This window comes from Streptomyces sp. V4I8, from assembly GCF_041261225.1.
Lineage (GTDB): Bacteria > Actinomycetota > Actinomycetes > Streptomycetales > Streptomycetaceae > Streptomyces.
The window spans coordinates 88,141-114,428 of the sequence record NZ_JBGCCN010000001.1 but is presented as its reverse complement, the minus strand read 5'-3'; the positions used below and the strand labels follow the sequence as shown (position 1 = coordinate 114,428).

The window sequence follows — 26,288 nt, the reverse complement described above, 5'->3', positions numbered from 1 at the left end:
TGTGTCCCGCAGGATATGGCCGAGCACGGGGCCCGCGTGCCGGCTGCTGTCGGGTCCGGTCAGCGGTGAGTGCGCCATGTGCGGGCGGCGTTGAGGATGTCGAGCACCCAGGGTTGTGTCTGGCCGTCGGCGATCTCCTCCCAGACGCTGACGGCGGCGCGGGCGAAGGCGTCGATGGCCGCCGGGGGTGCGATGTTCCATGCCGGGATGCGCGCGGCCCACTTTTCGGCCTGGGTGGGGGTGTGGCCGGAGTTGATCAGCCACACGACCCACAGGGCGGGGTCGATCCATGCGGCGCCGCGGGAGGCCCATGCCCAGTCGACGACCACGGCACGGTTGGTGATGAGGACGTTGGTGGGGAACCAGTCGGTGTGACAGAGGGTGTCGCCGGCGAACAGCTCGGGTGTGCTGGTGTGGGCCTTCATACGGTCGGGCATGGTCCGCACGATGGTGTCCGGGGCCTGGATCGTGGACAGGCGGCCGATCACCTCTGCCACAAGCGGCAGGTCTGAGGAACCGGGGGCGTAGTCGGCGTGGCGGCCGGGGACGTCCTCGAAGGCGAGGAGATCCCATCCGCCCGCCTGGATGCGCCACGTCAGGGCCGGGGCGATCCCGTTCACGTACCAGTTGACGTCCGCCTCACGCTGCTGTGTCCATACCCGGCAGTGCTCCTGTCGCAGGCCCTTGACGAACAGTGTGCCGTCGGCGGTGTGGACGCGGGCGGCGATCTCGCTGTTCAGGCCCGCGTTCAGGGTCTCCGCCTTGAGTACGGGCCCCGCTTGGACGGCCTCGATCAGCGCCAGGACGTCGGCGGGAATCTCAGTCAGGCACACGGTCGGCATGGGCGGCACTCTTCCACACAGGACGGTGCCCCCGACGCACGATGCGCCAGGGGCACCGGATCGGATGGGATCAGTTGTACGGGTTGTCGTCGCCGCAACCCTCCCGGGTTCCGGCGTCGGCGGTGTAGGTGTCCACGTCGTCGATGACGACGATCTCGTCGGTCTCCTTGGCCCGGGTGGGGCCAAGTTCGACCATGACGGCAGCGGTCATCGTGCAACCTCCTTCTTTCCGTGCTGGCAGTAGTGGTGCAGTGGTGCCTTCGCCTCCTGGAAGACCTTCGCCATGGGCCGACAGACCCGGCACGTGCCGGAGAGCTGACAGCCGGAGCATCCTCCGGTGCGAAGCATGAGGGACCCGGCAATGCCGCCGAGTCGGGCGAGTCCTTCCACGCCCTCGGTGATCAGGTCGACGTTCGGTTCGCGACCGACCTTGCAGATCGACGCGCGGCCGAACGGGTCGGCGTGGAAGAACCTGACGCCGGCCGGGCAGCCGGTGAACGGCGCCCGGTGGGTGAGGTGTTCGGGCGACTGCGACGGCAGCGGCTCGGCCGTGCCGTGGATCGTCGGGGACAGGTTCGCGTACTCCCGGAACGGCAGCCCCAGCCGCCGCGCCCACGCGCGCATCGCGTCGGCCTCGTGCGCGTTCTGCCGCGTGATGATCAGGCTCAGATCGAGGTTCAGCCCGGCACTGACAGCCTTGTCCAGCCCGGTGGAGAACCGGTCGAAGGCGCCCCGGTTGCGGGTCACCGTGTCGTACGCGTCGGCCGTCGCCCCGTACACGCTGAGCGACATCCGCGACGGCGGCAGCCAGGCGAACAGGTCCTGGATGTGATCCTTGTGGAGGCGCGAGCCGTTCGACAGCACTTCCACCTGCATCCCCAGCGCATGCGCATACTCGTACGCCTCGGGGAAGTCCGGGTCGATCAGCGGCTCACCGCCGGTCATCTGGAGCCAGATCACCCCGGCATCGGCCAGGACGTGCAGCAGCCGCCGTTTACCGGCCATGTCCAGGCCCTCGAAACCGCTTTTCGCCGAGGTAGCACATCACGCAGTCGTAGTCACAACCCAGGAGGCTTATTCACGGGGTCACCAGCTCGTGTTTGTAGCGAATGGTGATCTTGGGGTGGCGGGCTCTACGCCGCGGCTGCTTCCCAGGCGCGGATGACCGCGGCGATTTCATCGGGACCGGGTTGACCTGCAGGGTTGTGAATATGGCGGGCGGCGATGATCGTCCGGCGAAGCTTGATCACCATGTCGCTGAACGCCGGGGTCGCCTTCGTCGCGTACCAGGGCTGTCGTGCGCGCCGGTCGGCGATGTCGGCGGGGTGGTGCCCGTGGGCGGCGTACCAGAGGACGACGATGGTGTAGACGGCCAGGCCGAAGGGGACGGTGCGCTCCACCGCGCGCCGGGTGCGGTTGCGGGCCTGGCCGACGCCGAGATCCTGGCGCATGTGCTCGAAGATCGATTCGATCGGCCAGCGCGTGCCGTACCGTTCAATGAGGTCGTCGGCGGGACTGACCAGGTCGGTGCTGATCAGAGCGAGGTCGTACGGGCGGGTCGAGTTCAGGTCGCGGATCAGGACGAGGCGGACCGGGAGGTCCTTGAAGGCTCCGTACCACAGGCATTCCCTCTCGGTGATCCACACGAACTCCATGCGCCCGTAACGCTCCACGACGGCAAGGCGCCATGTCGCCGTCTGGGCAATCGCGGTCAGTGAGCCCAGCGCCCTGCCCTTCTTGCGGGGCCGTCCCCGCTTGTTGGTCTTGGGCGGGGTCGGCGCGGACAGGGCGGCGTTGCGCGGGAGTCGGGTGGTGAAGGTGACCGACGGGGGCAGGTCGGCGACCTTGCCGGAGTGGTAGGCAGCGTCGCCGGTGACGTGGAGAGTGCGGCCGGGGAAGAGCGCGGCCAGGTCGTGGACCATCTCCAGGGCCAGGTCGGTGCGGGAGGCGGTGGCCTTGCCCCGCCACAGCCGGGCGGCCACCGGCACAGCGACCGGCTTGGCGAGGAAGGGCAGGCGGACCACGACCGCGCAGATGACCCAGGTGTTGCCGAACCCGAGCTTGTCCTTGCCCCGCCCGGAGCCGTCATGCGCCCACAGCGCCCCGAAGACCTTCCTGCCGACCCGGTGCAGCAGGGTGTCGTCGACGACAGCCAGGATCGGCGCGTCCGCTGGGAGCAGGGCTTCGACCACGGCTCGGGCCAGGCGCAGGCCGAGCTGGTCGGGATCCCACGAGGCCTCAGAGAAGAAGGCGTGGGCCCTGCGGTGCGGCCACAGCCGCGACAGTCCCGCCCCCGTCAGCATCCCGGTGACCGTACGCCGCCCCGTCTGCGCGGCCATCCCGGCCACCAGATGGCAGAACGTCTCGAACGAATGCTTCGTGAAACACGGACGAGTGACCTGCAGAACAAGCAGCAACGACGCCGGTAACGTCATCCCCGGAACCATCAGCGGCAACTTCCTCGCTTCGAGGCGGTTGGATCAACACCGCTGATGGTTCTTCACGTTCAGCCTGACGTTCCGCAAGCCACTCAGCGGGCTCACCCGAACAGGGAAGCCACTATCTGTTCAAGATCACGATTCTCCGCAAAGTCGAGCACCAGCCGTTCTTGTAGAAGGCGAGGGCGGTGACCGGTCTTGGCGACGAGGGGGAACCGGGTGAGAGGGCCGCGATAGCGAGGACCTTCCAGTCCTTCAGATGTGCGATCGCTCGTTCGACGGCGGCGCGGAGCTTGCCGATGCTCTGGTTGAACACCTTGTCTCCGACGGGGCGTTCCTGACCGGGTGGCTTGCGGCGGGCGGTGAGCATGCCGGAGCCGACATAGCCCAGATCCCCCATGCTCTCCCGGTCGGCGAAGGCTTTGGGGAAGTGGGACTGGCGCCAGGCGTACATGTCGTGCCGGCTGCCGGGTACCGGCGCGGAGACGGCGAGCAGGTCCCCGCTGAGAGTGGCGGCGACCTGCAGGTTGAAGCCTGTGTCACGATGCTTGCCGGAGAACATCGTGGTGCCCTCGCTCGCCCAGTCCCACGTGGTGACCAGGGTCCCGTCGGCCAGGACGATCCTGCCGTGTGAGGCGTCGGCGGGGTCGGGCACATGCTCGGCCAGGGCCGTCTCCACCACCGGGAGCAGCGTGGTCCACCGGCGCGAGACGGTGGCCTGGGAGATGTGGAACAGTTCCGCCGCCGCTTGCTGGACGGGGTTCTGCCGCAGCAGGAACAACACCAGGACCACGGACTTGTACAGGCCCAGCGCCCACATCCGTCCCGGCACCACGGGCGGATCGGGGTCCTCCACCAGCATCGTGTGGACCCGGACCACCAAGGCCTCCAGTTGATCCGATTCCAGCCCTGTCGTAACGTTCCAGCTCAACGGCCCTGCCCCGGTGGAAAACTGACGTCGTCGCAAACGCCAGGCTACCGAGCAGGGCCGTCTTGCTGATCAAGAAACCAAGCCCGTGAATAACCCTCCAGGTTCACTCCCACGTGGCGCGGCTGAACGAGTACGGATCCGCGGCGCGGACCAGGACGGTCCCGGCAGCGGGCCGTCCAGCAAGGTCGACCCCCCACGCGCGGGTGACCGCATCCGCGAGCCACGCAGGGATCGTGTCTCCGCTGGAGACAGCCGCCTTGAGCTGAGCGAACCTGACCCGGGGGATCTTCAGGGCCTTCGGGCTTCCTGGACGTAACACCAGATGATCGTCTTGGAACGGGGTTGCGATCAGGTCATGCATGCTCGCCTCGCTCCCTCTCCGTGTCGTCGCGGATGGTGCTGGGGCCCGGCCGGGGCGGGTGGAGCAACGGGGCGCCCCGGCCGGGGGCTTGGGGGCCGCCCGCCGTTCTGGCGACGGGCGGCCGGTGGGGTGTGCCTCCCTCGGGGGTGGGACGCCCGCCCCTTGGCCCTACGGCGGATGACCTACGCCGCAGGGGCCTCCCGCACGGCGTCTTGCCGAGGTCGTCCGCGCGCGGGAGTCGTGCCGCCCCGGACCGGGGCGGAGTAGTAGCCGGCCGGGCCGGAGTTGCAACGTCCGGCCCGGCACCGCCGGGGTCTCGGGTCAGACGGCGGTCGGCTGCCGCCGCATGAAGTACGTGAGGGCCTGCCGCTTGAGGCGGTTGAGACACGGCTCGCACGCGTAGAACGGGCGTGCTGGCCGTCCCACTGCAACGGACCGAGCCAGATCACCGGCAGGCCGGTGCGCTCGCACCCCAGCCAGCAGTCACCAGTGACCCACCGCACGTGCATCCGTCAGTCCTCCCCAGGACCGACGACGAGGAGCCAACCAGTCGCATCGGGCGATTCCTCGTCCGTCTCGAGGGCCGTCATCTCGGTCAGCGTGAGCAACGCCCGTGCCGCGGTGCCGAGATCAAACAGCTGCGCCGCCGGGTATGCCGACCGGGCAGCGGGATCGAGGGCTTCGTCAGCGTGCCGCAGCCGCCCGCTTCGCCTCGTCGGCCGCCTGTGCGGCCTGCCGCGAACGGGCCGCCTGCTCCTCTGCGGTGCGGGCCGCTTCCTCGGCCTGCTGCCGCCGGGCCGCCAGACGTGAGAGCTCGTCGGCCTGCTCCTGGCGGCGCTCGGCGAGCTGCTGGGGCTCGTCCCGCACGCGGGTGGCGGGCCCGGTCCACCTCGGCGAGTGCGGTGCGCTTGGCGGCGAGCGCTTCCTCAACCGCCGCGCGGGCGTCCTCAGCGGTCCTGCGGTGCTCTTCTGCCTGTTCGCGTAGGGCCTCGGCCTCGTCCTGGAGCCGGTTCACCTGGTCGGCGAGCTGGCGGCCGCATGATTCCCCGGGGTTCGCCGTGGTGTTGAGCTGGGTGATCCGGCTTCGCAGCTCGCGGACCTCGCCCGCGAGCCGGTCGCGTTCGCCCTCGGTCCGCTGCTGCTCTGCATCGGCCTTGCGCTTGGACTCCTCTGCCGACTCCGCGGCCGCTTCCGAGGCCTGGGCCTTGGCCTGGGCCTGCTGCAGCACGTCTTTTGCCTGCCCGAGTTCGGCCGCGGCCTGGGTGCGCGCTTCCTCGGCGGCCTTCTCGGCTTCGGCCTGCTTGGCCAGGGCGGCGTCTCGGCCTGCCTCGGCTTCCTGGCGCTCCTTCTTCGCCAGGGCGGCGCGGGCGCCCTCCTCGATAGCGGCCGCGCTCGGCACGATCGAGAGGTCCTCAAGCAGGGCGACCATGGCCATGGGGTCGCTCTTGTCGGTGTGGGCCAGGTCGTCGACGCGACCGCGCACGGTGAGGTGTCGCGCAAGCATGAGTTGCGCCGGGGTGTCGCCTGCGATCCCGGCAGCGTCGATTGCCAGTTCGGCCTTGCGCCGGGCCTTCTCGATGGTCTGTCCTGCCTTCTTGATGGCGCTGTTGTGGCCGCGCCTGGCCCTGCGCCCGCCGTCCTCTGGGGCAGGCGTCTCCTTCGCCTTGCGCTCTTCCTCCAGTGCACGGCCAAGCTCGTGGACTCGTCGGCTCGCCCGGCGAATGCGGGCTTCCTGGTGCACCCTGCCGTCTCGGGTCGTGGCGTCCAGCTGGAGCGCGGCAAAGATCGCGGCCCACCGCGTCCGGCTGTCGGCGTACACGTGAACGTGCATAGTCACGTACGGATGAACGTGCATAGTTCCTGATGTGTTGAGGGCCGGTGCCCTGCACTCTGCTGCCTGTTGTTCAAGGTTGCAGAGAGGGGTCGATGGTGGTCTTGGACCCGCAGCGCTGGCTGGAACTCCGGCGTTTTCGTGGCCTGGTCGAGTCCGGGGCCATGAGCCTGTCGGAGGTTGCCAAGGAAACCGGGCTGAACTGGCGGACGGTCAGCAAGTACTTGTCTGCCGACGGGTCGGCGTCGCCGCCGCGTCGGACGGTGAGCGGGCAGCCACGCAGGCGGGTGGTCGATGAGGTCGCCCCGCTGATCGACGCGATGCTTCGGGCCGAGGTCCTGATGAAGGCCGCGGTGATCCACGAGCGGCTGGCCAAGGAGTACGGGTTCACCGGCAACTACCAGCGGGTCAAGCTCTACGTTCAGGAAGCACGCCCGAGGATCGCCGAGGAACTGGGCATCACGCCGAGGGAACTGGCGGGGATGCACCGCCGGTTCGAGGTGATCCCGGGCGCCCAGGCGCAGGTGGACTGGGGTGATGAGGGCAAGACCCTCGCTCACCTGGGCATTCCCAAGGTCTACTCCTTCCACATGGTGCTGTCGTACTCGCGTGACCCGTTCTGCTGCTTCACCACCAGCCTGGATCTGCAGACGTTCTTCGACTGCCACCGGCGGGCGTTCGCGCACTTCGGCGGGGTGCCGATGACGATCGTCTACGACCGCACCAAGACCGTCGTCCGCCGCCACGTCGCCCCCGGCGAGGCGGTCCCGCTGCACCCGGAAGCGGTCGGCTTCGCCGGCCACTACGACTTCGACATCGACGTCCTGGCCGCCTACCGGCCGCAGGGCAAGGGCCGGGTCGAGCGGCAGGTCCTGATCGTGCGCGACCACGTCCTGTCCGGGCGGGCCTTCTCGTCCGTCGAGGAGATGGACGCGGCGTTCGCCGCGTGGGTGCCGCAGCGGCGGGCCCAGATCCACAAGACGCACCGGGAGGTCATCGGTGAGCGGGCGGCCCGGGACCACGCGGCCCTCAAGCCGCTGCCTCCGACGCCGTATCTGGTGGCCGAGCGGCATCTGCGGCCGGTCGGCAAGGACTGTCTGGTCGCCTTCGGCGGGAACCTCTACTCGGTGCCCGCCCGCAAGGTCCGCCCACGCCAGCTGGTGGAGATCAGGGCTACAAAGTCCCAGGTCATGCTGCACTCGACCGCCCCTGATGCCAGCGGGGAAACGCTGTTGGCCATGCACCCGCGGGCAGTCGGCCGCGGTGTCCGCATCGTGGAGGAGAAGCATTGGGACGGTCTGCCCACCGGCCAGGGCCGCCGGACCACCAGCGGCGACGTCCCGCCCCAGCCTCGTCACGAGCGTGTCCCCGGCGAGGAAGCCGGTCCGCTGCAGGCCCTGCTGCACCGGGCCGCGGCCACCCGGATCGAGGTCGGCCGTCGGCCGCTGTCGGTCTATGACGAGCTGACCGGCACCCGTCCCTTCACCACCCACCCGAGCACGAGGGAAACGTCTTGAGCGAGCTGGTCTCCACCCGCGTCCGCAGCACGGCCGGCAAGCTCGGCCTGCCCCACCTGGCCGAAGCCATCAACGAGTACATCCGGCGGGCCGACGAAGCGAAGATGGGCTACCTCGAGTTCCTCGACCTGGTCCTGTCCGAGGAACTCGCCGTCCGCGACGACCGGCGCTTCCGCCAGGGCCTGCGGCTGTCGAGGCTTCCACACCACAAGACGCTGGACGAGTACGACTTTTCGTTCCAGCCCGACCTCGACCCGCGCAAAATCAAGGACCTCGCCACCCTCTCCTTCGTGGAAGCCAAGGCGAACGCGGCCCTGCTCGGGCCGCCCGGAGTCGGCAAGACCCACATCGCCATCGCCCTGGCCGTCGCGGCCTGCCGGGCCGGCTACTCGATCTACTTCACCAGCCTCGACGACATGGTCCGCAACCTCAAAACCGCCGAAGCCGCCGGCCGGCTGACCAACAAACTCGGCACCTACCTGCGGCCGAGTGTCCTCGTGGTCGACGAAGTCGGCTACCAGCCCCTCGAACGCGCGGAAGCAAACCTGGTCTTCCAGGTGATCTCCAAGCGCTACGAGAAGGGCTCCATCATCTTGACCTCGAACAAGACTTTCAGCGAGTGGGGCCAAGTCTTCGGCGACGAGGTCCTCGCCACCGCGATCCTCGACCGGCTCCTCCACCACTGCGAAGTCGTCCCCATCAACGGCCCGAGCTACCGACTCAAGAACCGCCTCAAGGCCATCGAGCGGGAAACCGAAGTGGCCTGACACCTCTGCACGTTCAAACGTACGCAGCTATGCACTTCAGCTCGTACGCCGACACCGGCCGGTTCGCTGGAGGAAGTAGTCCGCTCCGAGGTCGGCGTACTCGGCGTCGTTGCTGAGCATGTGCCAGATCGAGGTCAGGATGGTGTGGCCGACGGCGACCATGGCGCGCTTCTTGCCGCGGCGGATCGCGATGCGTTTGTAGCGGGATGCGAGGTAGGTGTTCTTGCTGCGGGCGGCCGCGGTGGCGGCGAGTCCGAGCGCGTTCTTGAGCCACGGATCGCCGGGCCGGACTTGCCGGAGGAGTGCTTGCCGGCGGACTCGTAGTTGCCCGGACACATCCCGGCCCACGAGGCCAGGTGGGCGGCCGAGGGGAAGCGGGCCATGTCCGCGCCGGTCGATTCCGGCGCATCGCTCGTGAACCACGAAACGTCGCGAGAACGACAGGCGGGGTCCTCGCGTTGGAGGGGCTGCGCGAGGACCCCGCACTACGGCGGCCGCCGCTGACGTCGAGGCGGCGGCCACCATTGCCGCTTCCCAGCTCTCTCCGGTCCCCACCGCCGGATCCCCGGGGGAAGGAAGGTCAGCACACTCGGAGGTCATTCCAGACCCGAGATGCCCCGCTTATGTTGACGACGCCCGTGTGAGCCGTCAGACACAGCGAGATTCGCCTGGAACCCGGGCATTTCGTTGAGCCGGTATCTACCGGCTTCAGCAGACCCAATACCCGGGGTGCCAGACCCACATCCACTGCCCGTAGTAGTACGACCACTCCCACGACCAGTAGCCCTGTTGCCAGTAGCACGGATGGCTGTCCGCCTGGGCATCCGCCGCCACAGCGGTGGGGGAGGAAGGCGCAGCGGCAGCGGTGCCTGCCGTGGAGACGGCGGCACCGCCCGCGAGTGCGAGGCAGGTGGTACTGAGGACGAGGAGACGCTTCAGCCGTTCAGGCACAATGATCCCTTTCTGCTGGACTGTCAGCTCGTGGTACGGGGATTTCTTACTGCAGGCACCCCGCCGAGGCAATGCTCCGCTGACAGGGGAGACCGGATTCCGGTGCGCCAAGCCCGGAATCCGGCGAACGCTGCTGGCCTCACGACCGGGCCCTTTCCCGAAGTAGCGACGACGTGAGCTCCCCCAAAGGCTGTAGCCGAGACTGGCCGATACAAGGGCAACCCAACACCAGGTCGCGCATACGGGAGAACACATCGGCGACAACGCGAGCGCTTGGACAGCTATCCGGCCAGCCGACGTCGCAGGTCAGGCCCAACTCCGTTGGGTACTCGGCGTCTGCTACCGCAAGGTCTAGCAGCGCTGCGGCGCTCGGCGGTGAAGGCGGCCCGCTGCTCCGCCCCAGGGTGCGAGCTCGGCGGCCTCCGCCCCTTGTGGAGAGCAGCCGCCGTTATCGTCCTGACACATTTCTGGATGGCCTCGGCCGTTGAACACTCCAGCGGCGCGGCGGCGACCGGCAGAAGACCCCCGCCGCGGGCCTCTACACCGGCCGGCGCCCCGGCCTCACCCTCGTCGACCGGCTCCTGGCCACCCTCCTCTACGAGCGATTCCGGCTTCCCCAGGTCGTCATCGCACGCTACTTCGCGGTTGCACCCAGACCATCAACCGGCGCATCCGCAAGACCCACCAACTCCTCGACCGGATCGGGCACATCATCCCCCCGGCCGAGCACCGCCTTGCCACCCTGGACGATCTCGCAGACCTCGCCACACGGCTCGGCATCACCCCGCCACCAGAGATCAAGACGGCGAGTTGATAACCGGCAAGCCCCAACGGACCCAGCGCCCATCTGTCCAACTTGCCCTGCCGCCGCTACTGCGGTGCCCGGCCGTTCCGCCCCACGCGCACCCGGCCAGGCCCGCATCAGCACCATGCAGCCGCGGAAGGGGAGTGGAACGCGACCGCCACTGGCGAGTACCGCAAATCGGAACGGCATCACGACACCGCCGCACCCGCCACCAGGCACCGTGCCACCAGTGCACCACCCCAGGCCAACACTGCAAAGCGCGGCGGCACCGCAATACCGGAAACACCACGCAACATTGCGCACTTGTGAAAACGACAGGGCTCTCCTGCCCGCCATGCGTGGCACATATCCATCATCGCCCCGGCCACGGCCACCGTGCTGCCAGCAGCACGGGATACGGGCGGCCACCGCCGCGGGCCGCGTTGACACGGCGGTGGCCGTCGCGAGGAGTATGCGGCTCCCCTTCCGCGCAGGCTCCTCGCGTACGGTCCCTGACCGGCACCGGGGTGAGCGGGAGGCACCCCGGTTTGGGACGGGCCGGGCCGGGACGAGGCTGGAGCCGACGACTTTCGGCGAACAGTTCCGGTCGCGGCTCCCGACTGAGCGTCTGCCCTGCCCCACGTGATGCAATCCCGTTCCAGGGGTGCAGAATCCGGCCGATGTTGGAGCCTGCGGAAAGCAAGGGGGCACCGGCGCCCTGCCGTCTGTCTGCCAGGGAGTAGGTTCGAAGGGCACTCGTGGATGCCGTTCGGGACCGGACCCCCGGTGGCTGGGCCAGACAGAGGCCCGGTCGGCCGATGCGGCGATCGCTGCAGAACGAGGCTGCATCGGGACCGAGGCCAAGACGCTGCCCGGAGGCCGTCGGCCGGGCCTGGCTGGCAGTTCCCCTTCGGGAGGGCGGCTCCGGCCACACGGACTCCACGGCCGCCTTCACCGTCCGAAAGCCCACCCCGTACTTGCGCTGCACGGACCGGTTCGACATCCCCGCCCGGACATCACGGCGAATCGCCGCGTACAGATCGACCTTCGACTTCGGCGGCACCGGCGCCCGCTCACGCAGAGCACTCCCAGCGTCCCACCGCAAGCACCCCAGCGGTGTCAAGATTCGGCGATATCACTCGCCACTAACACCGGCCGGTGTCGCCCCCGATCGACAACCGGGGTCAGGACTCACTGATAAAGCCAGCTATTGCACCTTCCGCGGATAAACAGCACGCTCGGACACCCCGGGTAGTGACTGGCGAGGGAAATCTCATGAAGGAGTTCCAAGGACGTCTGAGATCTCCTCATCTGGGCAGGCGAACCAGTAGGCCCTGACACTTCAGTGCTTTACATAGTCGAAGGTCGTGCCACGTATCCGGCTGACTTTGGCTGGTGGTGACACCACTTGCGCCACATCGAGAACAGGAGATGTCGAGATGACGCAGGAGAAAACACTCCGCCGCCCGCCACGGCATGAACGATATCGACGGACCGCGGGCTCGCGGCAGACACGTACGACCACTCCGGAAACAAGTCCCTACAGCTTCCCTCAAGACTTAAACGATGCCCAGGGCGAACTGGACCAGATCCACAGCACCCTGACGGAACTCTGCAGCAAGCTGCCGTGGTCGGCCAATTCAAGGGATATACAGGAGCCCCATGAGAGCACGTGGCGTCCCCCGCCCCGTCTTCCCTCCGAGGGCTGGGACTCAGACGAGGCCGCGGAAATCGCACGGCTCCGGGCGCGGTCAGCCGAACTCGTCGGCAAGATCGTGGCACATCCCTTCTGGCAAGTACTCGATCCCGCCGATATGCCCGCAGCGTGGGATGGGCTCCAGCAACACCCCCATCCTGTCGACGGGCGGACAAGCTGATCACTGTCAGTCCGCTCAGGCGGTGCCGAATAGGAGAAGCCTCAGCAGGTAGCCGAACGTGATCCTGCCTGCCTGGTGCCCTTGGGGGAACTTCGCAGCCACCTTGCCGAAGTACGCGTCGGCGTCAGCCGGCTCCATCTCCCACAGCGGCTGGCCGAACCAGAGCCCGGATCTGCTCGCTTGGGCTGTTCGGCTCGGCTGCGGTCCGGTCACATGGGCGGTGCGGACACCTGGCGTATCCGCACCGGGTTTTGCCCGCCATGCAGGACATGGAGCGGCTGGAGTGGGAGGCTTGCTGGGTCCGGCCGCTGCCGCTGGGTGCGGTGGCGGCCGTGAGCGCGAGGACCGCGCGCCCCCTGGCTTGGGTCCTCGCGCAGGGCGCCCTCCGGCGTCGGCGCCGCGGGAGTTGCGCCGCCGAAGGGCGGTGGCTGGGGCCGCGTTGTCGGCGATGCGGCCCCAGCGTGTGCGGAAACGTGATCGGCTCCGGGGCTCTCGTGGAACCCTCACATCGGTTGTCGAGTTGCTGATGGGGTGGGCGAGTTGGGGTATGCCAGTGGTGCTTGCGGTGCGTGGGTCAGGCGGTTGCGGCCATGAGTGTGGTGCCGGTGATCTGGTGCCAGATGGTGAAGCGGTTGGTCATCTCGGTGCGGTAGCCGCGGGGGGTCATTCGGTGGCGGTGGGGGCGGAAGTGGGGTGAGATCCGGGAGAAGGAGGCGAGGAGTCTCTGGGCCGTCCGCACGCTGCGGAAGCCCTTCATGCCCCGCTCGCGCTCCCGTGTGGGGATGTGGGAGTTTTCTGCCCGGTTGTTGAGATATTTTGAACTCCGGTGTTCGACCGAGGGCATCACCTCACGGTGGGCCGCCCCATAGCTGCGGAGCTTGTCGGTGACCACGACCCGCGGCAGGGTCTCGGTGCCCTTGAGGAGCTTGCGGAAGAAGCGCTTCGCGGCCTTGGTGTCGCGCCTGTCGGTCACGAGGATGTCCAGCACGTTCCCGTCCTGGTCCACCGCGCGCCACAGGTACCGCATCCGCCCGTTGACCTTGATGAAGACCTCTCCAGAGAGGCTGTTTACTCCTCTGTGTAAGAGGTGATCTTGCTGGGTGCTGGTCGGGCCCCGGGTGACACCTGGAATGTGACGCACAGTGAGTGACCTGATGAACGAGTCCAGCCCGCACGCCGAGTCCGCAGAGCCGCGTGAGGAGGCGTCGAGGCGGCTGGCGGGGGCTTTATCGCCGGCGGCGATCGACCGGCTCCTGGCTGATGCGGAGGCGGCCGGGGTCGGTATTGACGGGGCCGGCGGGCTGCTGCAGCAGATGATGAAGGCGGTGCTGGAGCGGGCTTTGCAGGTGGAGATGGCCGACCATCTCGGTTACGAGGCCGGGGACCCGGCAGGCCGCGGCTCGGGCAACGCCCGCAACGGCTCCTACCCCAAGACGCTCACCACGGTGGCCGGCCCGGTCACGGTGGACGTGCCCAGGGACCGCCGGTCGGAGTTCGAGCCAGTGATCGTACCCAAGGGCCGGCGGCGTCTGGCCCAGGTCGACGACATGGTGCTGTCGCTGTACGCCCGTGGCATGACCACCCGCGACATCACCGCCCACCTCAAAGAGGTCTACGGCAGCGAGGTGTCCCCGGCCCTGGTATCCAGGATCACCGATGTGGTCGCGGACGAGATAACTGCCTGGCAGAACCGCCCTGTTGACGACGTCTACCCCATCCTCTACATCGACGCGCTGACCGTGAAGGTCCGCGACAGCGGCATGGTCACCAACAAGTCCGCCCACCTGGTGATCGGCGTCGACGTGGACGGCATCAAGAACGTACTGGGCATCTGGCTGCAGGACAGCGAGGGCTCGAAATTCTGGCTGAACGTGCTCACCCAGCTGAAGAACCGCGGCCTGCGCGACGTCCTGATCGTGTGCTGCGACGGGCTGGCAGGCCTGCCCGAGGCCATCACCACAGTCTGGGAGAAAGCCCTGGTCCAGACCTGCGTGACCCACTTGATCCGCAGCTCGATGAAATACGTGTCGCACGGTGACCGCAAGCAGGTGGCCGCCGCCCTCAAACCGATCTGCACCGCCGCCACGGAATCCGAGGCACTGACCGCGCTGGACGAGCTCCGGTCAAACTACGGCAAGAACTACCCTGGCCTGATTGCCAGTTGGGAACGGGCCTGGGAAGAATTCATCCCCTTCCTCGCCTTCGACCACGAGATACGCAGGGTCATATACACGACCAACGCCATCGAATCCCTGAACTACCAGCTCCGCAAGATCACCAAGACGCGCGGCCACTTCCCCAGCGACGACGCCGCCGTCAAACTCCTCTACCTCGGCATCCGCCGCATCCAAGGCCGCCACATCGACGGCGACGGCCCCATCCCCAAAGGCCGCGTCCGCGGCACCGGCACCCTCGGCTGGAAACGCGCCATGAACCACTTCATGCCCGCCTTCCCCGACCGCCTCCCCCTCTGACCCCAGCAAGATCACCGACAGTAGCCAACCCCGGGGCCCGACCAGCAAGGCCACACACCTCTACATACACAAAGGAATTGACAACCTCCGGTGGGCGGCGCCGTAGGAGTCTCAATGACGGAGTCAAGCCGTTTGCGTGGCTGGCGGAAGGAAGGTGAAGACGCGGTTGTCGCGCAGAAGTGCCCACAGGACGCTGGCTCGTCGGCGGGCCAGGGCGATGATGGCCTGGACGTGCTTGAGTCCTTCGCCGCGCTTCTTGAGATAGAAGTCCCGGTTCGGGCCCTCGCGGATGATGCTGGTCTGCGCGGACAGGTAGAACACCCGGCGCAGGCGGCGGCTGTAGCGTTTGGGCCGGTGCAGGTTGCCGGTTCGGCGGCCGGAGTCACGCTCCAGCGCTGGAAAGATGCCGGTGAGCACATCCCGCAGCCGGTTGATCAGCCGCACCCGGTCGGCGACCAGGTCGGTCCGGTGCGAGGTCAGCAGCGTCAGGTCGGCGGCCAGCTGGACGGGTACGCCGATGGTCGCCAAGTCCCGTCGGTGGCGGGCAGTCTCGGCGATCACGTAAGCGTCGCGGGCATCGGTCTTGGCCTCGCCCCGATAGGCGCCGGCCATCCGGTTGACGGTGCGGCCAGGTACGTAGACGGCCTGCTGGCCGTGGGCCGCAAGGAGCGCCAGCAGCAGCGCGGAGGGGGTCCCGGAGATGTCCACCGCCCAGCGGACTTCGTCGGCCAGGTCAAGGATCTCGCCCAGCGCAGTCAAGATGGCCGACTCATCGTTGTCGATCTTCTTCGACCACACCGTGGTGCCGGTCTCGTCAACCACCGCCGCCCAGTGATGCCCCTTGCCCCCATCGATGCCGCACCATACGCAGCCAGGCCGTTTACTCACTCGCCCCTCCTCGTTCCGCACCGCATACCGTCGGCCCGAGGAACACCCCGCTGTCATCTCCGTAAACAGCGACCGCACAAGGCGCACAGATCTCAATCAGCAGCCAGGGCGCCCCGGAGAGCCGGACGGCCACTCCTACGAAGCCACAAGCGGCAGCGAAGCTTCAGCCACATCCGGCCCTCCCGGGCCACCCAACAACTTACGGAGCGCAGCTTGTCGGTCACGATCACCCGCGGCATGTACTCGAGCTCCTTGAGCAGGCGGCGGAAGAAGCGCTTGGCGGCCTTGGCGTCCCGCTTGGTGGTCACGAGGATGTCCAGGACGTTGCCGGCCTGGTCCACCGCGCGCCAGAGGTAGTGCAGCACCCCGTTGATCTTGATGAAGACCTCGCCCATGTGCCACTTGCCGCCAGGCCGGGGACGGCGCCGGCCTGGCCGGTTGGCGTACTCCTGCCCGAACTTGACGCACCACCGGCGGATGGACTCGTAGGAGACCTCGACACCGCGCTCGAGCATCAGCTCCTCGACATCGCGGCAGGAGAGGGAAAACCGGTGATACAGCCACACGCAGTGGGAGATGACCTCCACCGGGTACCGGCGCCCTTTGTACGACGGCGCGGTGTCCACGAACAGCCCCAGGATGACCAACCCGAAGATCATCTCACGGACTCAGATCAACGTGACAATGCCGCTGGAAGGCCTCCCACAGCCGCGGCCGGATGTGCGTGAGGTTCGAGTACACTTCCACCTTCAGGCCGAGGCCTAGCGCGTAGTCGATGTACTGCGGCAGGTACGGGGCCAGCGTCGGCTCACCGCCGATGAACTGGACAGCGGGGATGCCGAGTTCGGCGATGTCCGTGATGGCGTCCAGCCAGTCCTGCCGGGTCATGGTCCCGGCGGGCGCCTTGGGGCCGGAGCTGGTGCAGCAGTGCCTGCAGTTCAGCTGGCAGCGGCCGGTGGTCTCCAGTTCCACGGAGCGGATGCCTGTAACTGTCGGAGTGGTCATGGTTCCCCTTCGCCGGAACACAGCCCGCCCCGGCTGCTCGACCTGTCCAGGGTTGGGGAGCCGGGGCGGACGTCTTGGAGACCCGTCCCGCCGCAGACTTGCGGTCCTGTGACGGGACGGGCGTACGGGTGTGACCCTGACCCGGTGGTCGCCCGGGCCCTGCTACGCCGGGTAAGGCGGCAGACGTCAGCGGCGGGGACGTCCCGTGCTGGCGCAGGCCGTGTGAATGCGGCCGGACTGCTTCGCGCCCGCGGAGGGGCTGAAGTTCTCGTACGGCATCGAGGCTTGGCCGTCCTCGATCGGCCGGTCGCAAGCCACGCACATGCGTGCCCCGGTGAGCGCGTCGTGGTGGTCGCACAGGGCCACGACGGAGCGGGCGAGCCGCTTCACGCGCTCGGTCTCCCCGAGCAGGCCCGCAGCCTCCGGCTCGTGCAGCCGCCGGCGCGCTTCTCTGACGGCGACCATAGCCACGCGGGCGGGCACGTCGTTCTTGGACAGGCTCGCGAAGAACGGCTCGATCTTGGAAATGAGCTGTCCGATGAAGGCCATGAGGTCCTCGGACCAGAGCTTGAGGCTCTCGTGTCGCGGCAGCGTGCGCTGATCGAGGAGCCAGGAAGCGGCGGCGCGCATCGCGGCGGGGCCGGGCATGTGGGTCTCCGTCTCTTCCCGGGTGGCCTTCACCCCGTCACCGTCGGCTGTCCGGCCCGGTGGCGGGGGCAGTCGCAGGGCGGGTAGCCGTTCTGTACGTCCGGCAGTTCCTGTGCGGGCTGGATCTCCCGGGTGCCGCTGTCCGCCTTGATGATGCCGTCCCGCGTAACGGTGTACACGCGGATCGTCATCGTGTCCCCGGAGCTTCTCGGGGCTGTAGCCTTCGTCATGTCGACGCTCCTTAACCGGTTTGAGCGTTGGCCGGCCCCGGAGCCGTTCGCGCGGCTGCCGGGGCGTGCCGTGCAACGACTGCCGCATGGCAGCGAGGTAGCGTCGGTGGTGCTGTCGTGAGTAGACCGGTCACGCGTCATCACACCGCTCCCGCTTCGTCGTTGACTGGGCGTGAATACAGCGTGACGTTGCGACAGGAGCGGAACGCTCACAGATGTGTGAGCGTTGTGAGCGTGACTTACAGGCCGATCCAGGCGGCCATGTGGTTGAGGGTGTCCGGGGTGCGCCGTGACAGATGCACCAAGCCGGTGATCGTCTCGCGGGCACCGGGGTGGTAGCGGGTCTGCTCGGGCGCCATCTTGCGCGCGTCGACCAGGTGCTCCAGCGCCTTCTGCGTGTAGCCGGTCTCCATCTCGGCGCGGGCTCGGTCGATCAGGAAGTGCGCGCGGCGTGATGTGGCGAGCTGGGTCGGCAGCTTCATCTTGCGGGCCTGCTTGAGCGCCTCGTCATACTGGTGCATCTCGACAGCTGCGGACATCTTGTGCAGGGCGACGTTGGTTGGCCCAAACGAGAGCCAGTGCACGTCTGAGGCGTCGCCGATGCGCTTGGCGATCCGGCGTGCCTCGCTGATGTGGAGGTGGACGGCTGCTTGGTCGTCGGCTCGCGCGGAGATGACCGAGGCGCCGAGGTGCAGTTGCCCGGTGACAGCCAGGGCCTCGCGGGTCTCCTCTGCCTGTCCGATGACGCTGTGCCCGGAGCCGACAAGTCGCCGCCCGATCCGGTACTCGCCCTCCCGGAAGTACACCAAGGCACGCATGTACTGGCGCACGGCGGACAGACACGGATCTGAGGCGCGCTGCGCCGCCCAGTCCATACGGTCCAGGGCGACCGCTGACAGGTCGTAGTAGCCGAGCTTGACGGTGATGTCGTGCGCGGTCCGATAGGCGGAGGCCAGGGCCTGCCACAGCTCGGTGGACGGCGTCGACCATGCGGTGTGTGTCAGCTCAGCTATGAGGCCCGGCAGCTGGCGGGCCGCATTGCGCAGATGCGTGGCCCGGACCTGTTCGCACAGCTCGTCGGCTCCGAGGATGAGCTGGTGCGTCGGCCGCGCGGTGAGATCCGGGTTGGGGCCGAGGTCGTACAAGTCGAGTGCTTCGCGGATCGGTCGCACGAGTTCTGCGAGGCGGTCCCGCTGCAACTCGGTCACATACGGCTGTCCCGTCAGCACGGTCACATCGACGTTGAGGGCCTTCGCACAAGCGGCCACGAAGTCGGCCGTTGCCGGGCGGGCCCCGCACTCCACCTGATTGAGCAAGCTGTACGAGTAAGGCAGCCGGTCGGCCATCTGCCGTTGCGTGAGCCTGGCCAGTCTGCGCTGTTCCTTGATGCGCGCGCCCGTGTGGTTCTCATCCAGTGGGGGCATACTGGTCTCCGTTCTAAGCACCCACGTGGAACAGTACCCGCCCCCGACTCACCTGAGTGCGGGGGCGGTTGCATGTGGTCGTATAGGCCCATGACGCCAACTGATCGCGTGCTCTACCTGTTCGGCTCAGCCGCCCCGCCCGTATTCGATGTCGCGAAGGTTATCCATGACGCGCAGTCGCGCGGCTGGGACGTGTGCCTCGGCCTGACCCCGACGGCCGCGCGCTGGCTCGTGCCGCAGCTGCCGGAGCTGGAGCGGCTGACCGGGCACCCAGTTCGCAGCGAGTACAAGATGCCCGGCGAGCCCGACGTGTGGCCGAAAGCCGACGTGATCGCTGTCGCACCGGCCACCTTCAACACGGTCAATGCGTGGGCTCTCGGACTCACGCACGACTTCGTGGTGGGCGTCGTCGCCGAGGGCATCGGCAAGGGCATCCCTACTTTGGCTATGCCGTGCGTGAACGCCGCATACGTGCAGCACCGGCAGTTCGAGCGGAGCGTCGCAGAGCTGCGCGCAATGGGAGTCCGGGTGCTGTACGGGGAGGGTGGCTTCGTGCCGAACCAGCCCGGCCAGGGCAAGCCAAAGGAATACCCCTGGCATCTGGTTCTCGACGCTGCGGAAGAGCTGCTCAGCCGCGGGTGACAATGCCGTGGGCTCGGTGGGTCATGAGCGCGGCAGAGAGCTACGGTGTATCCGGCCAGCCTCGTCAGTACGGTGCTCGTCCGCTCATCAGCGAGGGCACCACGCCGATCGCTGGGCCTCGACCAGACCAGGCGCGCGGCCCGATATGGAGGCGTCATAGGACGCGCCCCGATGGTGGGAACGAGCCCGTCCATCGACAGGAGCGGCTCAGCCGGGCACGCCGCGCTCAGCCCGGCACAGGCGAGGTTCCACACGATCGTGGTTCGGGCCGGTAGGCCTCAGGAGACTCCAGCGTGGTACCGCTGGTACCGTGGGTGTCATGTCGGACCCTAAGGCCATGAATCTGCGTTTCCCCGACCCGAAGCAGCGGGCTGCCATCGCAGCTGCCGCGAAGCAGGAAGGGGTCAGCATGCAGGAATACATCCTCTCGGCCGCCTACGCCCGCGCCACCGCCGTCGAGCAGCGGTTCCTGGACGGCTTCAAGGCATCGATGGCCCGCAGCGGTGCGGCCTTCGCGGCTGAACCCAGCAGTGTGGACCCCAGCGCCGAGCACCGGGCGGCCGAGCAGCAGGCGCGGCAGGAGCTTGACCAGCAGGAGCGAGGTCACGCCGCGTGACCCAGCCCGAACCGCTCCACCCGCTCGACGTCACGTTCCTGCTGCGCGCGGCCGAGCTGCTCGAAGGAGATCCCCAGGTCGACGACTACGGGCCGTTCTACGCAGCTGTCGCCCGGGTCAACGCCCGGGCGATGGAACGCGATATTTACGGCTCCCTGCACCTCAAGGCGGCCGCGCTGCTGCAGACCCTGGCGAAACTGCCGTGCCTGGAGCACTCGAACGAGGCCTTCGCATGGCATGCTACCGAGGCCTACCTTGTCCTCAGCGCACGCAGGCTTGACTACCCGCCCAAGGCAGCTGTCGCGCTGGTACGCGACGCCGCTTCCGGAGCACTCGGTGTGGCCCGGATCGCCCGACAGCTTCGCGATTGGACCGTCGCCTGATCTACGCCGACGACGCCGGGCGGCGCGTGGGAGAGGCTGGGCCGATACGTCACCTCCCGCGGGCGAAGGGGTTCTGGAGACCGTCCTCCCCCACGTCCGGGTCATCCTCCGGGCGATACCGGTTGGCGCCGGTCACGCGCATCACCAGCTCGATACGCCGCCACCGCACGCTGGACCTCAACGATCCGCAGGTACTGCTCGGCGCAGGCGTTGATCGCGCCTCCGTTCCCGGCGGCGCTTCGTGGGCTGGGTCGGCCACGAGGGAATGGTGGGTGACCATGGCCTTGAGGTCGCAATCGTTTGGTCTGACGAGAGCGGTCAGCGTGCCCGCGTTTACGGCGGTCACCCCGCCGGACTGATCAGGACTTGATCGGCGCCGTGGGTGGCGAGCGGCGTGAGGGGGGGTGCCTACAGTTCGGTCCACGGTCGGGGCTTGCCGCCGACCAGTGGTACCCATACGTCGGAGGTGGGGCTGTGCTCTTCCAGGTCTTCCAGGGCGACTGCTCCTAGGGGTACTTCGCGGGCGAGGTCAGCCACGAGCGGGTGGTGGGCGGCCATGGCCTTGAGGTCGCTGATTCGGTTGTCCATCGCCTGGCGTCCAGCGCCGGTCAGTACGAAGAGGACCCGGGGAAAGACCGGGTACCAGCGCAGCCATCCCTGCCCGTTCGGTTGCCGGCGCCTACCGGCCGGCTGTGGATCGTAGGTCCACAATCTCGCGTACTCGATCAGCTTGGCTGCCAGTCGCTCGCTGCTCATGGTGGCCCGGTCGACCTCGACGAACGCCCTCAGTTTCCGCCGCTGTTGGCCGTCGATGAGGGTGTAGTGCATGACCGCGTCGGCCACGACTTTTTCGCCGTCGCCGATCGCGTGGAACACCTCAGGCGTCCAGTCGAGGTGGCCGTGTTCGTCGCCGCGGCGGCGGGCATCGGCGACGAACTCCAGATGCGTGCGCAGGACGGTGAGGGTGTGGGGGGTTTTCAGCGAGGCGGCCGTCGCTGAGGTGATCGGATAGGGCGGGCGGCCGCGCAGTGCGGGCCAGTCCCGGGTGAGGCGGGCGCCCTTCGGTGTGAGGTACCAGACCCGGGTCCGGTTCGACTGCGGAAGCACCACGAAGTCGACCAGGTGCTTGCCGAGCAGTTCGTTCAGGCGCTCCGAGACTGACTGGCGGGAGCGGTCGGGCCGCAGCAGGACATGCAGTTGATTGGTGGAGGCCATGCGGTGCTGGGCGAGGGTGGCCAGGAGCTGATGCGCGAGCGGCTCCACAGGGCTGGGCGTGAAGCCCGCCGTCGTACGGTCCTTCGGCTGGGCGGTGGTCATCCGAACTCCTTTTCCTTCGACAGGTCGACAGCGGTGGCGCCGGCAGGGGAGTGCTCGGCGAGGAAGGCAGCGACACGGCCGAGCTGTTCGGCGGCGCGGTCGGTGAGCTGGTTCAGGGGGAGCGCTTGGGCGTTCGCCTGGGCGGCCTGCTCCAGCGCGGGGACGTCCTTCGGGCGGGCCTGGGCGGCGAAGACATAATTGAGATGGGGCCCGCGCAGCTGGATGGGCCCGATGCGGCGGCCGTGCACGGTCATGGAGACGAAGTGCTCGAACCGCTCCATGGTGGCGACCCGGTCGGGGCTGGGGGTGTCGCCCCACTCTGCGGTGATAGGCGCGATCGCAGACTTCGAACCGGCGGTCGTGGCCAGGGTGGACGCGTTCTGCACCAGGGACAGCCGCACCGCGGAGGGGAGGCGGGCCAGTAGCTGGGTCATGCCGTGGAGGTGGCACCGGTACTTCCGGAGATCCTCGAACATGCTCGCGATGGTCTCCGGGGCCGCGCCGGTCAGTGTGATCAGCTCGTCGAAGTACGGGCGGAACGGGACCCGCTTGTCCTCAGGCGTGTCGCGCCGGGAGCGCGCGGCGCGCAGCAGGTCGCGGGCGAGCAGCGCGGTCAGCAGGCGGTCGGTGGGGCCGTTGCCGCCCGGGCACACCCACACGATCATCTTGGAGTCCATCGCGGCGCGGACGTTGTAGACGCCGGCCGGCTGACCGAGGAAGGCGCGGGTGACCGGGGTGGCGGCCAGCCGGGCGATCGGGTTGAGGACGACGGCGAACGCGTCCGGGGGCAGGGTCGGGAACACCGCCTGCCACCACGAGCGGGTCTCCTCATCCAGCCGCCCCGCCACTGTGGCGAGCGCTGCCTTGCGGAACTTGGCGTCGGTGATCAGCGACCGTACGTGGAAGATCGTGGCCTGGTCCTCGGGCCGGCCGGCCTGGCAGGCTGCCTCGTTGACCGCGACCAGGACGGTCAGCGCGGCGGTCAGAATGGTGAGCGCACGCGGGGCGGTCGCGTCGTCCCAGGCCAGTGCGGAGGCGTACGCGTCAGCGATCGCTTCGACGACCTCGTGTGCCGTCTGCCCGTGGTGCATACCGAGCGGATTCCACGAACTCACCCGCGGGTTGGGGCCTAGGCCATTGAGGTCGATCAGCGCGATCCGCGGCATCAGCGCCTCGTGCGCCAGGAACGTGGTGGCCCGTGGCCAGGAGTCGCGGTGCGGGTCGACGAAGATCAGCCCCCCACCGGCGTGCGCCCAGCCGATCGCCTGTGCCAGGGCCCGCTCCGTCTTGCCGCCGCCGGCCTTGCCGACCCCGACCTCGAAGAGGGTCTCCTCGGCGTAGGTGGCGACCATCCGCTCCCTGCCGTCCGGGCCGCGGTAGATGCCCTGCAGGAGCAACTCGGGATCGCCGAACTCGAAGGTCGGCAGATCACCGGCGAGCACGGGCAGACGGCAATGCACGGTGGGGGGCTTGAGCAGGCCGCACAATTCCTCCAGCCGCACCCAGTTCGCGCGGGGCGGTTGGCAGTGCCCCAGATTCCAGCGGCGCTCGAAGCCGCGTCGGGTCGGCCAGTGGTCGGCGCCCACCCGCCACGGTCCCAGCCTCAGGCCGCGCATGGCCCACCGTGAGCGGCCGCCGAACACGTCGAACGCGGCCTGGAGTTGAGCAAGCCGGGCCTGGGCGCGGCCCTCGGTGTTCGAGGCGCACATCACCAGCAGCTGGACCCGCACCAGGTGGTCGTCCTCGGCGAGCTTGCCCAGCGCCTCGGCCGGCTCCACTCGACGAGGCACCGGCGGCATCACCAGCCGCCGTCCGGATCCCGGGCCGGGTTTGTCACTGAGGAGCTGCTGCAGCTGCCAGCCCAGGGAGTCCTCGATGCCGCTGGCGTCCTGCCGAAGCCATCGCGCGGACCGCTGGGACTCTCGGCGCTCGGACCGGCGTGCGGCGCTCATCAGCTGCAGGCGGCGTGCCCGCAGTGCCCACTTGGGGGCGCGCTGGATGTCGAGCCGGATCTCGGCGAGGTCGCCGAGCTCGGCGCGCAGGTCGGCCACGGCGTCGACGAGCGGCTGGAGCGGGTCGGGAGTGAGTGGTACCTCGCGCAGCGGAGAGGTGAGCTTGCCTCGCAGGATGAACTCGGCTCGCACCGTGTGCGTCCGCGGCTCGTAGACGATCGACCGGGCGCGATTGACGGTGACGTCCGGCCCGAACGGGGTGATGGACAACAGACGTTCACCGCCCGCCGGGCCCTCAATGCGGTAGCGCAAGGGCGCACTGCCGTCCGCGCGCAGCCGGATCTGTACGGCCTTGGCTCTGCGGGGCGCCCACCAGGGCATGGCCGTCGATGCGCGGGCGAGCTGAACGCCGCGCCGGAAGATTTCCTCCAGGCTCGGGTCGAAATGCCGGTTGGAGACGAGCTCGAGGGCCATCCGTTCGGCCGAAGCCTTGGCCGCGAGGCGCCGCACCACCAGCTCGCCCACGGCCCAGCACGCGGCGATCGCCAGGGCGAGCAGGTACCAGTGGTCGTAGAGCCAGTCGGCGGCGTCGACCAGGCCGGTGACCAGACCGAGTACCTGACCTGCGGCCGTGTCATCGGCCCGGTTGGTCAGGTACGGGGCTGCGGAGTCCACGTCGCTGCTCCCTTCTTGATAGTGCGGGTGAAGAACCAGTCGGTGATGCGCAGGTCGGTGAAGGTGCCGCCGCGGTCCATGCCGGCCCACACCAGATGGACCACCGCCTTGTCCGGGCTGCCGTCGCGGCGGGCGATCGCGGCCTGGATGCGGAAGCGAGCGGTGGCGAACGCCGGGGCGACCGCCTGGCCCGAGTCGGGGAAAGCCTCTGGCCACTTCGCGTGGCCGACTCCGGTGGCGTCTGCGCGGAGCAGAGCGCGACCGGAGGAAAGCAGTTCCTGCTCGTCGCCTGCGGGAAGGTCGGCGGGCCAGGCGGCCTCGAGGTTCCGCTGGATGGCCGGGTCGCCGGCCACGCCCTCGCCGTGCGGCGGCAGAGCGGACTCGACGGCCGACGGGGGCGATGCGGCGGACGTCGCGGAAGGAGCCGTGCCAGCGGTCGGCTTGCTGGCGGAAGGCACTGCGGCCGCCGATGATGGATCCGTGGCCGCGTGCGCCGTCGACGCCAGCGCGGATTGCCCCTGACCGTGCGGCACGCCCAGCAGGGCAACACCCGTGACGGCGAGCGCGACGGTGCTCAGCAACAGCAGGCGCGGTGAGTGCGGGGTGGTGGTCACAGCAGGCGCGCTCCCCCCGCAAAGCCCGACATCGCGTTGACGGAGTCCAGGCGCACCACTGTCCCCGGGCGGGGAGCATTGACCATCTTCCCGCCCCCCACGTAGATCCCGACGTGATAGATCGTTAAATCGCGTCCGGGAGCCGTGGCGTAGAAGACGAGGTCGCCGGCCTTGAGCGCGCTGGTGCCGAGGCTGGCCGGGATCCGCTTGCCGACACCGGCCTGGGCGGCCGCGACGCGCGGCAGGCTGATGCCCACCTTCGCGTACGCGTACTGGGTCAGCCCGGAGCAGTCGAAGCCCTTGATGCCCACGCCGCTCTTCCCGCTGGGGGAGCAGCAGATGCCGGTCGACTTGCCGCCCGCGTTGCCGCCGCCCCACGAGTAGGGGACACCGCGCTGGGAGAGTGCGGCCTCGATGACGGTGCGGACCTTTCCCGTGACGTTCTTCAGGTCCGGGTCCTTGGCGGCCGCCGTGTACTGGTCGACCCAGCCCAGCACGTTGGCGACGTACTCCTGCGAGCGGTTGTACTGGAAGATCGCGGTCTTCAGCTGCGACCGCTTGGTCAGGTCACGACCGTTTCCGCACAGGTAGATTGCGGCGCCGAGCGCGGCGTCGTCGGCGTTGTGCGGGTCCGCCCGCTGGTCGCCCCCTGCATCCGCCCCGACGTCTTCCCAGGTGGAAGGCAGGAACTGGAAGGGCCCGACGGCGCGCTCGCCTTGAGAGGTACCGTCCCACTTGCCGCCGTCGGTGTCCGGAAAGACGCTCGTGTTGCCACCGGCGCCGGAGCCGTTGAGGAGCACCCCGTAGATCCGCGGGCGGATGTCACCGCCTGCGGCGATGCTGCGGCCGACGGCGTGGTGGGACTCGACCTTGGCGATCCCGGCGAGGATCGGCCAGCGCATGCCCCGGCAGGTCGCCACATGCTGGACGGCCTTCTTGTACGCGGTGAGCATCCGCGGCGGGATGTCCGCGGCACTGCCGCCCTCGGCGATCCCGCCGCCCGTCTGGGCACCCGACTTCAGCGCGACGTACGCGCTGATCGCGTTGCCTACCGGTGCGGCACAGCACACGGCGGCGAACAGCAACAGCGCCACCACACACCCCCACCGCGCTATCCGGCG

At 68.6% G+C, this 26,288-nt stretch carries 24 protein-coding genes and 3 pseudogenes; 7 read left to right on the top strand and 20 right to left on the bottom strand.

Annotation, left to right across the window (positions count from 1 at the left end):
• Positions 1 to 59: 59 nt before the first annotated feature.
• The 6 genes from ABIE67_RS00435 to ABIE67_RS00410 form a co-directional block, all read right to left on the bottom strand.
• On the bottom strand, positions 60 to 842 hold the full coding sequence (locus ABIE67_RS00435) for a phosphotransferase (protein ID WP_370251702.1): 783 nt from the start codon (positions 840 to 842) through the stop codon (positions 60 to 62).
• Positions 843 to 912: 70 nt separating this feature from the next.
• A complete protein-coding gene (locus ABIE67_RS00430) occupies positions 913 to 1,053 on the bottom strand; it encodes a hypothetical protein (RefSeq protein WP_370251699.1) in 141 nt (46 codons plus the stop codon).
• A complete protein-coding gene (locus tag ABIE67_RS00425; protein ID WP_370251694.1) occupies positions 1,050 to 1,847 on the bottom strand; it encodes a radical SAM protein in 798 nt (265 codons plus the stop codon). The genes ABIE67_RS00430 and ABIE67_RS00425 overlap by 4 nt, the downstream gene beginning before the upstream one ends.
• Positions 1,848 to 1,975: 128 nt before the next feature.
• A complete protein-coding gene (locus tag ABIE67_RS00420; RefSeq protein ID WP_370251558.1) occupies positions 1,976 to 3,277 on the bottom strand; it encodes a transposase in 1,302 nt (433 codons plus the stop codon).
• A 124-nt stretch (positions 3,278 to 3,401) separates the two neighbouring features.
• A complete protein-coding gene (locus ABIE67_RS00415) occupies positions 3,402 to 4,211 on the bottom strand; it encodes a transposase family protein (protein ID WP_370251690.1) in 810 nt (269 codons plus the stop codon).
• 956 nt (positions 4,212 to 5,167) lie between these two features.
• The gene (locus ABIE67_RS00410) at positions 5,168 to 6,409 is read right to left on the bottom strand and encodes a hypothetical protein (protein ID WP_370251685.1); all 1,242 of its coding nucleotides are present in this window, start codon (positions 6,407 to 6,409) and stop codon (positions 5,168 to 5,170) included.
• An 89-nt stretch (positions 6,410 to 6,498) separates the two neighbouring features.
• Between ABIE67_RS00410 and istA the strand changes: the two genes are divergently transcribed.
• Positions 6,499 to 7,920, top strand: coding sequence for an IS21 family transposase (istA, locus tag ABIE67_RS00405; RefSeq protein ID WP_370251680.1), 1,422 nt, complete (start codon positions 6,499 to 6,501; stop codon positions 7,918 to 7,920).
• Entirely contained in the window at positions 7,917 to 8,687 is a 771-nt protein-coding gene (istB, locus tag ABIE67_RS00400) for an IS21-like element helper ATPase IstB (RefSeq protein ID WP_370251676.1), read from the top strand. The genes istA and istB overlap by 4 nt, the downstream gene beginning before the upstream one ends.
• Before the next feature lie 36 nt (positions 8,688 to 8,723).
• On the opposite strand, the gene ABIE67_RS00395 is transcribed toward istB, so the two are convergent.
• The 3 genes from ABIE67_RS00395 to ABIE67_RS00385 form a co-directional block, all read right to left on the bottom strand.
• Complete coding sequence (locus ABIE67_RS00395; protein WP_370251673.1) at positions 8,724 to 8,849, bottom strand: hypothetical protein; 126 nt, start codon at positions 8,847 to 8,849, stop codon at positions 8,724 to 8,726.
• Positions 8,822 to 9,070, bottom strand: a complete 249-nt coding sequence (locus ABIE67_RS00390; RefSeq protein ID WP_370251669.1) for a transposase — start codon at positions 9,068 to 9,070, stop codon at positions 8,822 to 8,824. The genes ABIE67_RS00395 and ABIE67_RS00390 overlap by 28 nt, the downstream gene beginning before the upstream one ends.
• A 325-nt stretch (positions 9,071 to 9,395) precedes the next feature.
• Complete coding sequence (locus ABIE67_RS00385) at positions 9,396 to 9,638, bottom strand: hypothetical protein (RefSeq protein WP_370251664.1); 243 nt, start codon at positions 9,636 to 9,638, stop codon at positions 9,396 to 9,398.
• Between the two features lie 494 nt (positions 9,639 to 10,132).
• Between ABIE67_RS00385 and ABIE67_RS00380 the strand changes: the two are divergent.
• Positions 10,133 to 10,452, top strand: a pseudogene (locus tag ABIE67_RS00380) (transposase family protein); the annotation flags it as partial.
• A gap of 2,421 nt (positions 10,453 to 12,873) precedes the next feature.
• Here ABIE67_RS00380 and ABIE67_RS00375 read toward each other — a convergent pair.
• A pseudogene (locus tag ABIE67_RS00375) lies at positions 12,874 to 13,353 on the bottom strand (IS6 family transposase); the annotation flags it as partial.
• A 100-nt stretch (positions 13,354 to 13,453) separates the two neighbouring features.
• On the opposite strand from ABIE67_RS00375, the gene ABIE67_RS00370 reads away from it, so the two are divergent.
• The gene (locus ABIE67_RS00370; protein WP_370251660.1) at positions 13,454 to 14,773 is read left to right on the top strand and encodes an IS256 family transposase; all 1,320 of its coding nucleotides are present in this window, start codon (positions 13,454 to 13,456) and stop codon (positions 14,771 to 14,773) included.
• A 123-nt stretch (positions 14,774 to 14,896) separates the two neighbouring features.
• Here ABIE67_RS00370 and ABIE67_RS00365 read toward each other — a convergent pair whose 3' ends face one another.
• From ABIE67_RS00365 to ABIE67_RS00340, 6 genes and pseudogenes are all read right to left on the bottom strand, one after another.
• Positions 14,897 to 15,718 (bottom strand): IS110 family transposase, encoded by an 822-nt coding sequence (locus tag ABIE67_RS00365; protein WP_370251656.1) that lies wholly within the window; start codon positions 15,716 to 15,718, stop codon positions 14,897 to 14,899.
• Positions 15,719 to 15,864: 146 nt separating this feature from the next.
• Positions 15,865 to 16,320 (bottom strand): annotated as a pseudogene (locus ABIE67_RS00360) (IS6 family transposase); the annotation flags it as partial.
• Position 16,321: 1 nt separating this feature from the next.
• Positions 16,322 to 16,666, bottom strand: coding sequence for a radical SAM protein (locus ABIE67_RS00355; RefSeq protein WP_370251652.1), 345 nt, complete (start codon positions 16,664 to 16,666; stop codon positions 16,322 to 16,324).
• A gap of 186 nt (positions 16,667 to 16,852) precedes the next feature.
• Positions 16,853 to 17,314: a DUF6415 family natural product biosynthesis protein gene (locus tag ABIE67_RS00350; protein ID WP_370251647.1), complete on the bottom strand. Its 462-nt coding sequence runs from the start codon at positions 17,312 to 17,314 to the stop codon at positions 16,853 to 16,855.
• Between the two features lie 29 nt (positions 17,315 to 17,343).
• Entirely contained in the window at positions 17,344 to 17,544 is a 201-nt protein-coding gene (locus tag ABIE67_RS00345; protein WP_370251643.1) for a hypothetical protein, read from the bottom strand.
• A 239-nt stretch (positions 17,545 to 17,783) separates the two neighbouring features.
• The gene (locus ABIE67_RS00340) at positions 17,784 to 18,968 is read right to left on the bottom strand and encodes a helix-turn-helix domain-containing protein (RefSeq protein WP_370251636.1); all 1,185 of its coding nucleotides are present in this window, start codon (positions 18,966 to 18,968) and stop codon (positions 17,784 to 17,786) included.
• 90 nt (positions 18,969 to 19,058) lie between these two features.
• On the opposite strand from ABIE67_RS00340, the gene ABIE67_RS00335 reads away from it, so the two are divergent.
• The 3 genes from ABIE67_RS00335 to ABIE67_RS00325 all read left to right on the top strand — a co-directional run bounded on the left by ABIE67_RS00335 (position 19,059) and on the right by ABIE67_RS00325 (position 20,609).
• Positions 19,059 to 19,610 carry a flavoprotein gene (locus ABIE67_RS00335; RefSeq protein ID WP_370251631.1) on the top strand — a complete coding sequence of 184 codons (552 nt, stop codon included), beginning with the start codon at positions 19,059 to 19,061 and terminating at the stop codon, positions 19,608 to 19,610.
• A 319-nt stretch (positions 19,611 to 19,929) separates the two neighbouring features.
• The gene (locus tag ABIE67_RS00330; protein ID WP_370251627.1) at positions 19,930 to 20,226 is read left to right on the top strand and encodes a DUF1778 domain-containing protein; all 297 of its coding nucleotides are present in this window, start codon (positions 19,930 to 19,932) and stop codon (positions 20,224 to 20,226) included.
• Positions 20,223 to 20,609, top strand: a complete 387-nt coding sequence (locus ABIE67_RS00325) for a fic family toxin-antitoxin system, toxin component (protein ID WP_370251623.1) — start codon at positions 20,223 to 20,225, stop codon at positions 20,607 to 20,609. The genes ABIE67_RS00330 and ABIE67_RS00325 overlap by 4 nt, the downstream gene beginning before the upstream one ends.
• 408 nt (positions 20,610 to 21,017) lie before the next feature.
• Here ABIE67_RS00325 and ABIE67_RS00320 read toward each other — a convergent pair whose 3' ends face one another.
• The 4 genes from ABIE67_RS00320 to ABIE67_RS00305 are packed head-to-tail and all read right to left on the bottom strand — an operon-like array spanning position 21,018 to position 26,264.
• On the bottom strand, positions 21,018 to 21,926 hold the full coding sequence (locus tag ABIE67_RS00320; RefSeq protein ID WP_370251620.1) for a replication-relaxation family protein: 909 nt from the start codon (positions 21,924 to 21,926) through the stop codon (positions 21,018 to 21,020).
• On the bottom strand, positions 21,923 to 24,553 hold the full coding sequence (locus tag ABIE67_RS00315) for an ATP/GTP-binding protein (protein WP_370251617.1): 2,631 nt from the start codon (positions 24,551 to 24,553) through the stop codon (positions 21,923 to 21,925). The genes ABIE67_RS00320 and ABIE67_RS00315 overlap by 4 nt, the downstream gene beginning before the upstream one ends.
• The gene (locus ABIE67_RS00310; RefSeq protein WP_370251615.1) at positions 24,529 to 25,167 is read right to left on the bottom strand and encodes a hypothetical protein; all 639 of its coding nucleotides are present in this window, start codon (positions 25,165 to 25,167) and stop codon (positions 24,529 to 24,531) included. Before ABIE67_RS00310 ends, ABIE67_RS00315 begins: the two co-directional genes overlap by 25 nt.
• Entirely contained in the window at positions 25,164 to 26,264 is a 1,101-nt protein-coding gene (locus tag ABIE67_RS00305) for a C40 family peptidase (RefSeq protein ID WP_370251613.1), read from the bottom strand. Before ABIE67_RS00305 ends, ABIE67_RS00310 begins: the two co-directional genes overlap by 4 nt.
• Positions 26,265 to 26,288: the final 24 nt, after the last annotated feature.